General features: G+C 65.2%; 12 protein-coding genes. 11 read left to right on the top strand and 1 reads right to left on the bottom strand.

Annotated features, from left to right (window positions below):
- Window positions 1-293: 293 nt before the first annotated feature.
- The 6 genes from QQS14_RS02865 (at window position 294) to QQS14_RS02840 (ending at window position 6855) form a co-directional block, all read left to right on the top strand.
- Window positions 294-557 carry an RNA-binding regulator gene (locus QQS14_RS02865; protein ID WP_285905390.1) on the top strand — a complete coding sequence of 88 codons (264 nt, stop codon included), beginning with the start codon at window positions 294-296 and terminating at the stop codon, window positions 555-557.
- Between the two features lie 155 nt (window positions 558-712).
- On the top strand, window positions 713-1804 hold the full coding sequence (locus tag QQS14_RS02860; RefSeq protein ID WP_285905389.1) for a mechanosensitive ion channel family protein: 1092 nt from the start codon (window positions 713-715) through the stop codon (window positions 1802-1804).
- A gap of 273 nt (window positions 1805-2077) precedes the next feature.
- On the top strand, window positions 2078-3892 hold the full coding sequence (locus QQS14_RS02855; RefSeq protein ID WP_285905388.1) for a HAMP domain-containing sensor histidine kinase: 1815 nt from the start codon (window positions 2078-2080) through the stop codon (window positions 3890-3892).
- Window positions 3893-3920: 28 nt separating this feature from the next.
- The gene (locus QQS14_RS02850; protein WP_285905387.1) at window positions 3921-5159 is read left to right on the top strand and encodes an inorganic phosphate transporter; all 1239 of its coding nucleotides are present in this window, start codon (window positions 3921-3923) and stop codon (window positions 5157-5159) included.
- Window positions 5160-5200: 41 nt separating this feature from the next.
- Window positions 5201-5875 carry a DUF47 domain-containing protein gene (locus QQS14_RS02845; protein ID WP_285905386.1) on the top strand — a complete coding sequence of 225 codons (675 nt, stop codon included), beginning with the start codon at window positions 5201-5203 and terminating at the stop codon, window positions 5873-5875.
- Window positions 5876-6165: 290 nt separating this feature from the next.
- The gene (locus tag QQS14_RS02840) at window positions 6166-6855 is read left to right on the top strand and encodes an HD-GYP domain-containing protein (protein WP_285905385.1); all 690 of its coding nucleotides are present in this window, start codon (window positions 6166-6168) and stop codon (window positions 6853-6855) included.
- Window positions 6856-6914: 59 nt separating this feature from the next.
- On the opposite strand, the gene ilvD is transcribed toward QQS14_RS02840, so the two are convergent.
- Window positions 6915-8576 carry a dihydroxy-acid dehydratase gene (ilvD, locus tag QQS14_RS02835; RefSeq protein ID WP_285905384.1) on the bottom strand — a complete coding sequence of 554 codons (1662 nt, stop codon included), beginning with the start codon at window positions 8574-8576 and terminating at the stop codon, window positions 6915-6917.
- A gap of 241 nt (window positions 8577-8817) precedes the next feature.
- On the opposite strand from ilvD, the gene QQS14_RS02830 reads away from it, so the two are divergent.
- The 5 genes from QQS14_RS02830 to QQS14_RS02810 all read left to right on the top strand — a co-directional run bounded on the left by QQS14_RS02830 (window position 8818) and on the right by QQS14_RS02810 (window position 13509).
- Complete coding sequence (locus QQS14_RS02830; protein ID WP_285905383.1) at window positions 8818-9996, top strand: glycosyltransferase family 4 protein; 1179 nt, start codon at window positions 8818-8820, stop codon at window positions 9994-9996.
- A complete protein-coding gene (locus QQS14_RS02825; protein ID WP_285905382.1) occupies window positions 9993-10613 on the top strand; it encodes a sugar transferase in 621 nt (206 codons plus the stop codon). The genes QQS14_RS02830 and QQS14_RS02825 overlap by 4 nt, the downstream gene beginning before the upstream one ends.
- Window positions 10610-11032, top strand: coding sequence for a universal stress protein (locus QQS14_RS02820; RefSeq protein WP_285905381.1), 423 nt, complete (start codon window positions 10610-10612; stop codon window positions 11030-11032). The genes QQS14_RS02825 and QQS14_RS02820 overlap by 4 nt, the downstream gene beginning before the upstream one ends.
- A gap of 38 nt (window positions 11033-11070) precedes the next feature.
- Window positions 11071-11985 carry a radical SAM protein gene (locus tag QQS14_RS02815; protein ID WP_285905380.1) on the top strand — a complete coding sequence of 305 codons (915 nt, stop codon included), beginning with the start codon at window positions 11071-11073 and terminating at the stop codon, window positions 11983-11985.
- Window positions 11986-12165: 180 nt separating this feature from the next.
- On the top strand, window positions 12166-13509 hold the full coding sequence (locus tag QQS14_RS02810) for a glutamine synthetase family protein (RefSeq protein WP_285905379.1): 1344 nt from the start codon (window positions 12166-12168) through the stop codon (window positions 13507-13509).
- Window positions 13510-13640: the final 131 nt, after the last annotated feature.

Here is a 13640-nt window from a genome sequence, read left to right as displayed (position 1 = left end):
TATTTTTATCCTTTCCAGACAGGGTGATGGGCGTGTTTCTTCAAGGCCAGGCATCCTGGTTCGGGTTTTTTTTATCGGGAGAGTGAAAATATGTGTTGACTTTCGTCGGCAGATGGAGAATAGGTGGGCCTCAAACGCCAGCAACGCCCGCGGAGGCGTGGCCCCCTGTGGCCCGGGCTGGTTGAAAACGAACAGGAATATCGGGAGGCAGCGTGCGCATCTTGTACGCTGCCTTTATTGATATAGGCGCATGTGCGCCACTGCAACACCACTTTCTCAGGAGAAAAAATCGAATGTCCAAAAAACTGTATGTCGGCAATCTGTCCTGGTCCTCCACTGAAGACGACGTCCGCTCCGCTTTCGAAGCCTACGGCGAAGTGATTTCCGTCAACCTCATCGAGGATCGTGAAACCGGTCGTCCCCGCGGCTTCGGTTTCGTTGAAATGGACGATGCCGGCGCTCGCGAAGCCATTGCCGCTCTGGATGGCAAGGACTTCGGCGGCCGCAACATCAAGGTCAACGAAGCCAAGGCTCGCGAAGAACGTCCCCGCTGGTAATTCCGTAGTTAAGGATCCGTCCTGATATACGGCGCCCGCTTCCCCACAAGGGAGGCGGGCGTTTCGTGTTTTTTGGCCCGGGCCGATTGCCAGACCAAACTGGACAGGGCGGGCATGTCTGGTATGCTTCAGGCTGCAAACCCCTGGAGGGAACCATGGAACCGCTGAATATTCTGGGTTGGGCGCTTCGGGCGGTGGCTGCGGCCGCCGTGCTGGCCGGGTGCGTCGCGGCCATGCGCTGGCTCAAGGCCAAGCGGGGCGGCAGCGACCGCCTCTGGACCATGCTGGCCACCGAGATGACGCCCAGGGTCGCGCCCCTTGTCCTGGCCGTGGCCGCCCTGGCCGTGGCCTCGGCCCTGATTCCGACGGGCGGGCTGGAGCCTGGGGCCGCCTCTCTGGCCCTGTCGCTGCTCGGCGGGGCGTGGGTGATGCTCGCTGCCTGGGCCATGACCCTTGTCTGCCGGGCGCTCACCGTGCTGGTGGACTGGAAATACGACGTGTCCGTGGCCGACAATCTGGGTGCGCGCCAGGTGCACACCAAGGTCAAGGTGCTCCAGCGCATCGTGGTGGTCCTCATCTGGTTCGGGGCCCTGGCCGGGGTGCTCATGCAGTTCGAGCGCTTCCGCTTGCTCGGCGGCACGCTGCTGGCATCGGCGGGCGTGCTCTCCATCGTGCTCGGCCTGTCGGCCCAGAAGACCTTCGGCTCCATCATCGCGGGTATCCAGATCGCGCTCACGCACCCCATCAACCTCGACGACGTGGTCATCGTGGAGGGCGAGTGGGGTCGCATCGAGGAGGTCACCTTCACCTACGTGGTGGTCAGGATATGGGATATGCGGCGGCTGGTGGTGCCCATCACCTATTTCCTCGAAACGCCGTTTCAGAACTGGACGCGCAAGAGCGCCGAGATCCTCGGCCCGGTCTTCCTGCATGTGGACTACGCCACGCCCCTGGCCCCGCTGCGCGACGAACTGCTCCGGCTGTGTCAGGGGGCAGGGGAGCTGTGGAACGGCAAGACCTGCCTGCTCCAGGTGACCGAGGCCGGGCCGCAGACCATGACTGTTCGCGCCCTGGTCAGCGCCTCGGACGCCTCCCGGGCGTGGGACTTGCGCTGTCTGGTCCGCGAGGGGCTTGTCGCCTTTCTCCAGGCCAACCATCCCGGGTGTCTGCCCAGACACCGGGTGGTGCTGGAGGAGGGAGACGCCCGGTCCGGGCGCGGCCCTGATGGCGAGGACGCCCCGGCCTGAAAGGGCCGGAGCGTCACGTCTGTTTCCTGTTGAGGCGGCCGTGTGCAAAACAGCTCGCGAGGGCCGGTCGCCAAGTGTGACAGAATTTGGCCGCTGGCGTCACGTGATTGCGACAATGCTCCGGTATGGTTGGTGAAATGCGTTGTCACAGAACTGTAACGCGATAAGACATTACATTTCGGTGACGATTGTGTTACAGAGCGCGGGCGTCGTGTGGCGGTGCCCGTTCAAGCTCGCATGCCCCTGCCAAACGACAAAACCGGAGCAAGGTGAATGAAGCTTCATTCCTTCCAAATGCGCATCCTGCTGTGGACCTGGGCGCTGCTGCTCGTGGTCCTGGCCGTGGTCTTCTTCTACACCACCAGCATCGTGGGCAACGAACTGGTGCGGGAGACGGAGCGCCGTTCCCTCAACGAACTCGACGCCCTCAAGTGGCTGGTGGAGAACCACCCGCCCTTCGGGTCCGAGCGGGAGTTCGCCGCGCTGGTGGAGGCCCTTGGGCTCAGGCTGGGAGTGCGGCTCACCTACATCGTGGACGGCAGGGTGGCGGCCGATTCGGACGTGCCCTACGCCGAGCTGGGGACGGTGGAGGACCACAGCGCCCGGCCCGAGGTGGCGGCGGCCATGGAGGGCGAGCGCGGGACCGATGTGCGCTACTCCGGCACCGTGCACAAGGACATGCTCTACGTGGCGGTCCGGGCCGAGGCCGTGCCGGGCATGCCGCCGGGGGTGCTGCGGCTGGCCGTGCCCATCTCCACTGTCAATGCGCGGCTGGCCTCGCTACGCGAGAACTTCTCCTGGATATTCTTCATCACCCTGATCTGCGCCGGGGTCCTGAGCGCGCTCATGTCGCGCAACATGAGCCGCGACATCACGGCCTTTTCCGAGCTGGCCAGGGCTATCGGCGAGGGCGACTACGCCAAGCGGCTGCGCGCCCTGCCCGGCGGCGAGTTCAAGCCCCTGGCCCAGTCGGTCAATGCCATGGCCCAGTCCATCGAGCGCAACGTGCGCATCATCGAGGACCAGAGGGGCCAGCTCCAGGCCGTGTTCGACGGCATGCGCGAGGGTGTCATGACCATCAACACCCAGGGGCGCATCGAGTCCTTCAACGGCGCGCTGGACGAGATGTTCAACCTGCCCGCCAGCACCGTGGGCCGCACGCCCATCGAGGTCACGCGCCGCTTCGAGATACAGGATCTGGCCGACAGGCTGCTGGCCGAGCAGGGGCCGGACGCGGGGGTGAACGAGGCCACTGTCCAGATGGACCTGATGGATTCGCGCACCGTGGAGGTCAGCGGGGTGCCCTTCTTCGACTACAAGGGAGTGCGCAAGGTCATCCTGGTCTTCTACGACATCACCGAGATGAAGCGAAGCGAGAAGAGCCTTAAGGATTTCGTGGCCAACGCCTCGCACCAGTTGCGAACGCCCCTGACCTCCATCAAGGGCTACTCCGAAACCCTCCTCGACAATCCGCCCGCCACGCCCGAGGGCGGCCGCCAATTCCTCGAAATCATCCTCAAGAACGCCGACCACATGGACAAGGTCATCTCCAGCATGCTCGCCCTGGCCCGGTCCGAGCAGCTGGGCGAGACCCTTGCCCTGTCGCCGGTCTCCGGGCGCGAGTGCATGGGCCGGGCTGTGGGAGATGTCACCCCCTGGGCTGCCGAGCGCTCCATCACGCTGAAAAGCCGCACGCCAGAGGACGAGATGCTCGTCATGGCCGAGTCCGACGGGCTGCTGCATGTCTTTCACAATCTGCTCAACAACGCGGTCAAGTACAGCCCCGAGGGCGGAGTGATCACCGTAAGCGCCGAGGACGACGGCGAATCCATAGTTTTCTGCGTCGAGGACCAGGGGCCGGGCATCTCGCGCGAGCACAGCTTCAAGGTCTTCGAGCGATTCTACCGGGTGGACGAGAACACCATCGACGGCGCGGGCAGCTCCGGCCTGGGGCTGGCCATCTGCCGCCGCATCGTGCGAAACTTCGAGGGCGAAATCTGGCATGACGGCTACGGAGAAGACACCCGGGGCGCCCGGTTCTGCTTCCGTCTGAACAAACCGGTCCCCGAGCGGCCGGTCAACGTCTAACCAACACCCTCGCAAGAGGGGCCAAACAATGGATATTTACGATCTCTTCTTCTACCTGTCGCTGGGCGCGGGCTTTCTCATGGCCTTCAACCTGGGGGCCAACGACGTGGCCAACTCCATGGCCTCGGCCGTGGGAGCGCGCGCCATCACCGTGCGTCAGGCAGTGTTCATCGCCAGCATCCTCAACTTCGTCGGTGCGGTGTTCATGGGCTCCCACGTCACGGCCACGGTGAGCAAGGGCATCATCAACGCCTCGGCCATCTCGGACCCGAAGCTGATGATGATCGGCATGTTCGCCGCCCTGCTCGCGGCCGCCACATGGATGCTCATAGCCACGCTCACATCACTGCCAGTCTCATCAACCCATTCCATCGTCGGCGCGATAATGGGGTTCGGGCTGGTGGTGGGCGGGCCGGACGTGGTCAACTGGCTCAAGCTGGGCGGCATTGTCCTTTCCTGGGTCATTTCCCCCTTCTTCGCCGCCACCATCGCCTACTGCGTCTTCTCCCACATCCGAAAATACATCCTCTACAAAAAGCAATTCATCCAGCAGGCCAAGCGATGGGCACCCATCTGGGCCGCCTTCACCGTCTCCCTCATCGCGCTCTCCTTCCTCTACAAGACCCCGGCGGGCAAGTCCCTTGAGCTGCACTGGCTGACGGCCCTGGCCCTGGCCGCGGGGCTGTCCCTGCTGACATGGGGCGTGTCCAGGAAGCTGGTGGGCAAGATGGTCATGGATGAGGAGGAGGGGGCCGAGGGCGTGGAGCGGGTCTTCCGCCGGATGCAGGTGGGCACGTCCTGTTACGTGGCCCTGGCCCAGGGGGCCAACGACGTGGCCAACGCCATCGGCCCGGTCGCGGTCATCTACCTGATTGCCAAGGAGCAGGCGCTGTTTTCCCAGGCGGACATCCCCACATCCATGCTCGTGCTCGGCGGGGTGGGTATTGCGCTCGGCATCAGCATCCTCGGGCACAAGGTCATGGCCACCGTGGGGCAGAAGATCACCACCCTGACCAACACCCGCGGCTTTGCCGTGGACTTTGGCGCGGCCTCCACCGTGCTGGTGGCCTCCAACCTCGGCCTGCCGGTCTCCACCACCCACGCGGCTGTGGGCGGCGTGGTCGGCGTGGGGCTGGCGCGCGGGTTCAAGGCCGTTGATTTCCGGGTGCTGCTGCGCATCGTGTCCTACTGGGTGGCCACAGTGCCCATCGCCGCCCTGACCAGTATCATTTTCTTTGTGCTGCTCAAATGGTTGTGCTACAGCTAGGTCACACGAATTTTTGAACAATCTTTCACGAGGGTAGAAATATGTCCATCAGATTGCCGTTTTTCGGTCTGCTCGCCAAGAGAGACCCCATGGAAGGACTGGTCGAACACTACAACAAGATCGCCGAGTGCATCGCCACCATCGACGAGTCGCTTGAATGCTATGTGGGCGGCGGAATGTGCCGCGAGTTCGAGGAGCTCACCCGGACCATCGACGAGATCGAGAACCACGCCGACGTCATCAAGCGCAACATCCGCAACCATCTGCCCCGGGGCCTGTTCATGCCCGTGGAGAAGCCCCTGTTCCTGAGCTATACCAAGAGCCAGGACAACATCCTCGACGCCGCCCAGGAGGCCCTGCACTGGCTGGCCATGCGCAAGGTGGACATCCCCGAGGACATCCAGAAGGACCTCATCTATCTGCTCGACGCGGTGGAGCGGACCACCATCCTGCTCGGCCCGGCGCTGGAGGCCACCATCGCCCTGGTTCATGGCGAGTCTCTGGACCGCGAAGGCACCAAGAACTACTACTGCAAGGTCCGCCGCGAGCGCGAGAATGTCCGAACCCTCAAGACCAATCTGCAAAAGGCCGTCTACGCCAAGGACATCGAGTTCAAGGACATCTACCAGCTCCTGCACTTCATTGTCTGCCTGGACGACATGGCGCACAACACCGAAAACTGCGCCGATTTCCTGCGGGCCATGATCGCCCGATAGTCCGGCCGAAACCCCGCGCCCTGCCGCCCCGCCCGCACCAGCCGGGCGGGGCGTTTTCTTGTTTTCGGCCCATTTAATTGAGCGCCTCGGCCCGCTCCAACCCGGCGTCTCGCAGCGCGGCTGTTTCTATTGGCGCATCGCGGCAGTGTGGGCATGGCCCGGAATTGTACAGAAACATCTTGAAATTGATTTTCATAATCAATATAGTCCGAGTCGGCCGCAAGGGCCGAGGAGGAGTGCCATGCCCAGTGAGAAGAGAGAAGCGTTCCAGGCTGTTTCAGGAGGTGTGCATGCGTGAACCCGCTGCGCATGGCGGTGGCATCGGCAAAAAGGGGGTGGACCCGGATTGCGGCTGCTCGGCCCATTTCGTGACCACCGTCCTGCATCAGTTCGCCGAGTCCCTGGGGTTTGCCATCGACGCCAAGGACCAGACCACCCGGCGGCATTCCGACGAGGTGGCGCGCGTGTCCCAGGAGTTGGCCCTGGGGCTGGGCCTGTCCGTGGCTCAGGCCGGGATCATCCATGTGGCCGCGCATCTGCACGACATCGGCAAGATCGGCGTGCCCGATGCGGTGCTCGGCAAGCGCGGCACCCTGACGCCAAGCGAGTGGCAGGCCATCCGCAGGCATCCCCAGGCCGGGGCCGACATCCTGCGTCCGGTGCTCGCCCTGAACAATCTCGGCGTGGTGGACATGGTCCTGCACCACCACGAGCGCTTTGACGGCGCAGGCTATCCCTATGGTCTCAAGGGAGTGGCCATCCCGCTTGGGGCACGCATCATCGCCCTGGCCGACTCGTTGTCGGCCATGCTCCAGGACCGCCCCTACCGCAGGTCGCGCACCTTTGGCTGGGCCCACGACGAGATCATCCGCTGCTCGGGCGGCCAGTTCGATCCGCGCGTGGTGGAGGCGTTCCGGGTCGCAGCCCCGAGGCTCGAGCCCCTGGTGGGCGGCCGCGCCGGGGGATCGCTGGCCGCATGACGGAAAAAACCGGCCGGGGCGATGGCTCCGGCCGGTTCTGACATGATCTGCGGGGCGGATCAGCGCTCGAAGACCGCGCCCCGGGAGGCGGAGGTGACGAGCCTTGCGTAGCGGCGCAGGAATGGGGAGGATATTTCCTTGACCACGGGCGTGAAGGTCTTGCGCCGTGCTTCAAGCTCGGCGTCGTCCACCAGCAGGGTGATGGACCGGGCAGGAATGTCGATGGCGATTTTGTCGCCGTTGCGAATCAATCCCACCGGGCCGCCCGCAGCAGCCTCGGGCGAGACATGGCCGATGGCCGCGCCGCGCGTGCCGCCCGAGAAGCGGCCGTCGGTGATCAGGGCCACGGACCCGCCAAGGCCCATGCCCGAGATGGCCGAGGTGGGCGTGAGCATCTCGCGCATGCCCGGCCCGCCCTTGGGTCCTTCGTAGAGCACCACCACCACATCGCCGGGCTTGATCTTGCCGCCGAGAATGGCCTGTACGCTCTCCTCCTCGGAGTGGAACACCCTGGCCGTGCCGGTGTTGACCATCATCTCCGGGGCCACGGCCGACTGCTTCACGCAGCACCCCTCGGGCGCGATGTTGCCGTAGAGGATGGCGATGCCGCCTTCCTCGGAATAGGGCGTGTCGATGGGCCGGACGATGTCGTGGTTGGTGACCTTGGCGTCGAGGGCCTTGAGGTTTTCGCCCAGGGTCTTGCCGGTGACGGTCATCACGTCGAGGTTGAGCAGGCCGCGCTTGACCAGCTCGCTCATGACGCCGGGGATGCCGCCCGCCTCGTCGAGATCCTCCATGTAGTGGGGACCGGCCGGGGAGAGCTTGCACAGGTTGGGCGTCTTCTTGCTGATCTCGTTGAACATTTCCAGGCTCAGGTCGAGCCCGGCCTCGGCAAAGAGGGCGGGCAGGTGCAGGGTGGTGTTGGTGGAGCAGCCCAGGGCCATGTCCATGGTCACGGCGTTGTGCACGGATTTCGCGGTGACGATGTCGCGCGGGCGGATGTTGCGCTCAAGCATCTCCATGACCTGCATGCCGCTGCGCTTGGCCAGCCGCACCCGGGCCGACATCACGGCCGGGATGGTGCCGTTGCCCGGCAGGGCCAGCCCGATGGACTCGGAAAGACAGTTCATGGAGTTGGCCGTGAACATGCCCGCGCACGAGCCGCAGGTGGGGCAGGCGGATTCCTCAAGGGCGGCCAGTTCGCTCTCGTCCATGGTCCCTGTCTTGACCCGGCCCACGCCCTCGAAGACCGTGATCAGGTCTGCGCTCTTCCTGCGACCGGCCAGCATGGGGCCGCCCGAGACGATGACCGCCGGGATGTTCAGGCGCAGGATGGCCATGAGCATGCCGGGCACGATCTTGTCGCAGTTGGTGATGCAGACAAGCGCGTCGAAGGGATGGGCCGTGGCCATGATCTCCACCGAGTCGGCGATGATCTCGCGGCTGGGCAGGGACATGCGCATGCCCTCGTGGTTCATGGCCAGCCCATCGCACACGCCGATGGCCGGAAATTCCAGGGGGGTTCCGCCCGCCATGCGCACGCCGTCCTTGACGGCCTTGGCGATGGTGTGGAGGTGGACATGGCCGGGGATGATCTCGTTGGCGCTGTTGCACACGCCGATGAGGGGGCGGGCCAGCTCCTCCCTGGTCAGGCCGCTGGCGTGGAGAAGCGAACGGTGCGGGGCCTTTTCCAGCCCGCCGGTCATGATCTTGCTGCGCATGGGGATGACTCCTTCGTTGGTCGAAATGCGGATGGTTACTTCACCGCCAATGGGCGCGGCTGTCAACTTATAATGGGGATGGGGAAGGATGAGCTGGGACGGGAGGGCATTGTCAAGTGCAGAGTTGAGTCCTCTGGCGCAACCCGCCTGCATGGGGGCTGTTTCCAAAGACGCCCGCATTTGATAGGGAGTGACGACCGGTCGCCATCGGGCCTGGCCGGGTCTGAACACGGGGAGAGCAATGAGGATAGCCGTCATCGGCGGGTACGCGCCGTCGCTGGTCAATTTTCGTGGGCCGTTGCTGGCCCGGATGGTGTCCCTGGGCCACGAGGTCCACGGGCTGGCCCCGGCCCATGTGCCGGACGTGGGGGGGCAGCTTGAGGGCATGGGCGTGGACTATCACCGCATTCCCCTTTCCCGGCGCGGCCTCAATCCCCTGGCCGACATCGGCGCGCTGCTCTACATCAAGCAGACACTGCACCGCATCCGGCCGGATATCGTTCTCTCCTACACCTTCAAGCCCGCTGTCTACGGCTCCCTGGCCGCGCGCATGGTCTGGGTGGGGGAGAAGAAGCGCGTCTACGCCATGATCACCGGCCTGGGCTACGCCTTCACCGAGGAACCGGCCGGGCTCAAGCGGCGCATCCTCTTCAACGTGGCCAAGGGCATGTATCGCTCCGGCATCAACGCCTGCGACGGGGTTATCTTCCAGAATCCCGACGACGAAACATTCTTCCGCAAGCTCGGTGTCATCGCCGACCGGGTGGCCACCGCGGTGGTGAACGGCTCGGGCGTGGACCTGGACCACTACGCCGTGGCCCCGCTGCCGCAGGGGCCGGTGTTCCTGTGCCTCTCCCGGCTGCTCAGGTCCAAGGGCGTGGCCCTGTTCGCCGAGGCGGCGGCAAGGCTCAAGGCGCGCCATCCCGGGGCCGTGTTCCGGCTGGCCGGGCCACTTGAGAGCGGCGGCGACGCCGTGACCCCGGACGAGATCGCCCGCTGGCGGCGCGACGGAGCCCTGGAGGTGCTGGACCCGGTGGAGGACGTGCGCCCGCTCCTGGCCGGGGCCGGGGTGTATGTGTTGCCCAGCCACTACCGCGAGGGCGTGCCCCGCTCCATCCTCGAAGCCATGAGCATGGGCCGGGCCATAGTCACCACAGACGCCCCGGGCTGCCGCGAGACCGTGGAACCGGGCCGAAACGGATTCCTCGTGCCGCCCCGGGACGCGGATGCCCTGGCCGAGACCATGGAGCGGTTCATCCTCGATCCCGCCCTGGCTCCGGCCATGGGAGCGGCCAGCCGGGCCATGGCCGAGGCGCGCTTCGACGTCAACCGGGTCAACGACGCCATCCTGAGCTTCATGGGGCTGCTGCCCGACAACGCGGTCGCCGAAACCGGGCCAGAACACGGGTCAGAAGCATGAAGCGGCTCTTCGACCTGATGATGGCGGGCGTGGCCCTGCTTTTTCTCTGGCCGGTGCTGGCGGCGCTGGCCCTGGCCGTGCGCGTCAGCCTCGGCTCCCCGGTGTTTTTCCGCCAGACCCGGCCCGGTCTGCACGGCAAGCCCTTCACCATTATCAAGTTCCGCACCATGCGCCACGCCACGGGGCCGGACGGCAAGCCCCTGCCGGACTGCGACCGGCTGACCCGCTTTGGCCGCTTCCTGCGCGCCACCTCGCTGGACGAACTGCCCGAACTGATCAACGTGCTGCGCGGCGACATGTCCCTGGTCGGCCCCAGGCCGCTGCTCATGGCCTATCTCGACCGCTACTCGGCCCGGCAGGCGCGTCGCCACGAGGTGCGGCCCGGCATCACCGGCTGGGCGCAGGTCAACGGACGAAACGCCATTTCCTGGGACGAAAAATTCGAGTATGATTTGTGGTATGTGGACAACCGTTCACTGGCCCTGGACCTGAAAATCCTCTGGATGACTCTTGGCTCGGTCTTCAAGGCGGATGGCGTCTGCCAGCCCGGCCACGCCACCACCGAGGAATTCATGGGCAACGCCGACAACCCCAATGACAAGGAGGGACACCCGTGAACATCACCCGCATCCTGCTGCCCGTGGACGGCTCGCGCTTTTCGGACGCGGCCGCGGACATGGCCATGGACATGGCCGAGCGCTTCAATGCGTCCGTCGTGCTCCTGCATGTGCGCAAGACCGTGCCCACAGGCCTGGGCCAGCCCAACGCCAACGAGCTGCTGGAATACCTGACCAAAAGCGCCGAGGTGGTCATGGCCCACTATCGCGGCAAGCTGGACAACGCCAAGATCGACTACATCGATCTGGTCATCGGCGGTCCTGTGGCCGATACCATCGCCAACGTGGCCGAGGTGGAGAAGTGCGACCTCGTGGTCATGGGGTCCAAGGGCAAGTCCAACCTCGAAGGGCTCATCCTCGGCTCGGTCACTCACAAGGTGCTCAACGTCACCGCCTGCCCAGTGCTGGTGGTCAAGTAGGCCCGCCCGGGCGACCGGCCCGTCATTGCGGGACACGCATGGAACCGTCCTATCTGCGCCTCCACGCTACGGGCGAGCTTGCCCGCCGTACCCGGAAGGCCGTGGCCCGGCTGGCCGGGTGCGGCCTGTGTCCCCGCCGCTGCGGGGCGGACAGGCTGGCCGGTGAAACCGGGGCCTGCGGCGCGGGCCGCCGGGCCGTGGTGGCCAGCTTCAATCCCCATTTCGGCGAGGAGGCCGTGCTGGTGGGCAGGGGCGGCTCGGGCACGGTGTTTTTCGCCGGGTGCTCCCTTGGCTGCGTCTTCTGCCAGAACCACGACATCAGCCGCCACGGCAGCGCGGGCATCGAAGCCACGCCCGAGGAACTGGCCGGGGTCATGCTCGATCTGCAACGCCGGGGCTGCCACAACATCAATGTCGTGACCCCGACGCACGTGGTGGCGCAGATTCTGGAGGGTCTGGCCGTGGCCGTGGAGCACGGGCTGTCGCTGCCCCTGGTCTGGAATTCCGGCGGCTACGACCTGCCCGAAACCCTGGCCCTGCTCGACGGGGTGGTGGACATCTACATGCCCGACGTCAAGGTCTGGGACCCGGGCGAGGCGCAGCGGCTGCTGGGCGCGCGGGACTACCCGGAGCACGCCCGCCGGGCCGTGGCCGCCATGCACCGCCAGGTGGGCGATCTGGTGGTGGAGGACGGCCTTGCCGTGCGCGGCCTGCTGGTGCGCCATCTGGTGCTGCCGGGCGGCCTGTCCGGCTCCGGGCAGTGGATGGAGTTCCTGGCCGGGCTGTCACGCCAAACCTGGGTCAATCTCATGGAGCAGTACCACCCCTGCGGCGGGGCGCGTTACCTGCCGCCCCTGGACCGTCTGATCACGCGGGCCGAGTTTGCGGCCGCCCTGGCCGAGGCCCGGAAACAGGGGCTCACCCGCCTGGACGGCCAGGGCGTCATCAAATAGCCGGACATTTGTGTTGATCACGGCCACGGTAAGCGGGTAACACGGACCCATGGAGCCGCTTCCCTCATTTGCCGAAGACTCCCGGGCCGACTCCCGGCCACGGCCCGAAGCGGCACCCCCGGCACATTGTCGGAAACCAGCAGCCGGAAACCACAGCCGAAACACAGATGGAGGAATCGCATGAGCATCCCGGTATTCAACTGCAAGAACGCGGACGACGTGATGAAGGCGGTCAAGGACTACGACGTCAGCTTCATCCAGTACTGGTTCGTGGACATCCTGGGCACGCTGAAGAGCTTCCAGATTACGCCAAGCGAGCTTGAGGCGTCGTTCGAGGAGGGCATGGGATTCGACGGCTCGTCCATCCTCGGCTTCTGCCGCATCGACGAGTCCGACATGGTGGCCATGCCTGATCCGACCACCTTCCAAATATGCTCATGGCGGCCCGCCGAGCGTCCGGTGGCGCGCATGTTCTGCGACGTGGTCAACCCCGACGGCTCGCCCTTTGCCGCTGATTCGCGCCATGTGCTCAAACGGATAATGGGCATGGCGGCCGAGAAGGGCTACACCTTCTACGTCGGCCCGGAGCTTGAATTCTTCCTCTTCGCCGACGACAAGGGCACCCAGGTGCTCGACTCGGGCGGCTACTTCGACGCCCCGCCGCTGGACCTTGGCAACAACATCCGCCGCGACATCATCTTCGCCCTCGGGGCCATGGGCATCCAGGTGGAATATTCCCACCACGAGGTGGCCCCGTCCCAGCATGAGATAGACCTGCGCTATCAGGACGGCATGATCATGGCGGACACGGCCATGACCTACCGGGTGGTGGTCAAGGAGACGGCGCGCAAGCACGGCTGCTACGCCACCTTCATGCCCAAGCCCATCTTCGGCGAAAACGGCTCGGGCATGCATGTCCACCAGTCCCTGTTCAAGAACGGGCGCAACGTCTTCTACGACGCCAGCGACGAGTACAATCTCTCCGCAGAGGGCAAATCCTACATCGCGGGCATCCTCAGGCACGCGCCCGAGTTCGTGGCCGTGACCAACCAGTGGGTCAACTCCTACAAGCGGCTGGTGCCCGGCTACGAGGCCCCGGTCTACATCGCCTGGGCCAGGCGCAACCGCTCGGCCCTGGTCCGCGTGCCCATGTACAAGCCGGGCAAGGAGGGGGCCACCCGCATGGAGCTTCGCTGCCCGGACCCGGCGGCCAACCCCTATCTCTGCTTTGCCGTGCAGCTCGCCTCCGGCCTCAAGGGCATCGAGGAGAACTACGTGCTGCCCGATCCGGTGGAGGAGGACATCTTCGCCATGAACGACCGTGCCCTCAAGCGCAACAGGATCAAGGCCCTGCCCGGCTCCCTGTACGAGGCGGCCACGGCCCTGCGCAAGTCCGCCTTCATGAAGGAGGTCCTGGGCGAGCATCTGCACACCGCCCTGGTGGAGAACAAGCTGGCCGAATGGGACGAATACCGCACCCAGGTCACCGAGTACGAACTGAACAAGTATCTGCCCATCCTCTGATCCCGGCCCGCCGTCATCGCATGAGAAAAGGCCCTTCGCGCGCGAAGGGCCTTTTGTCTTGCCGTGTGGTCAGGCCAGGGCGGCTACGCGCCCTTGGAAAAGTCCAAACATGCAGGCTGTTCAAAAATGGT

It is taken from the genome of Pseudodesulfovibrio pelocollis, assembly GCF_030282845.1.
GTDB lineage: Bacteria > Desulfobacterota > Desulfovibrionia > Desulfovibrionales > Desulfovibrionaceae > Pseudodesulfovibrio > Pseudodesulfovibrio pelocollis.
The sequence above is the reverse complement of the archived record's forward strand: the minus strand, read 5'-3'. Positions and strand labels throughout refer to the sequence as shown.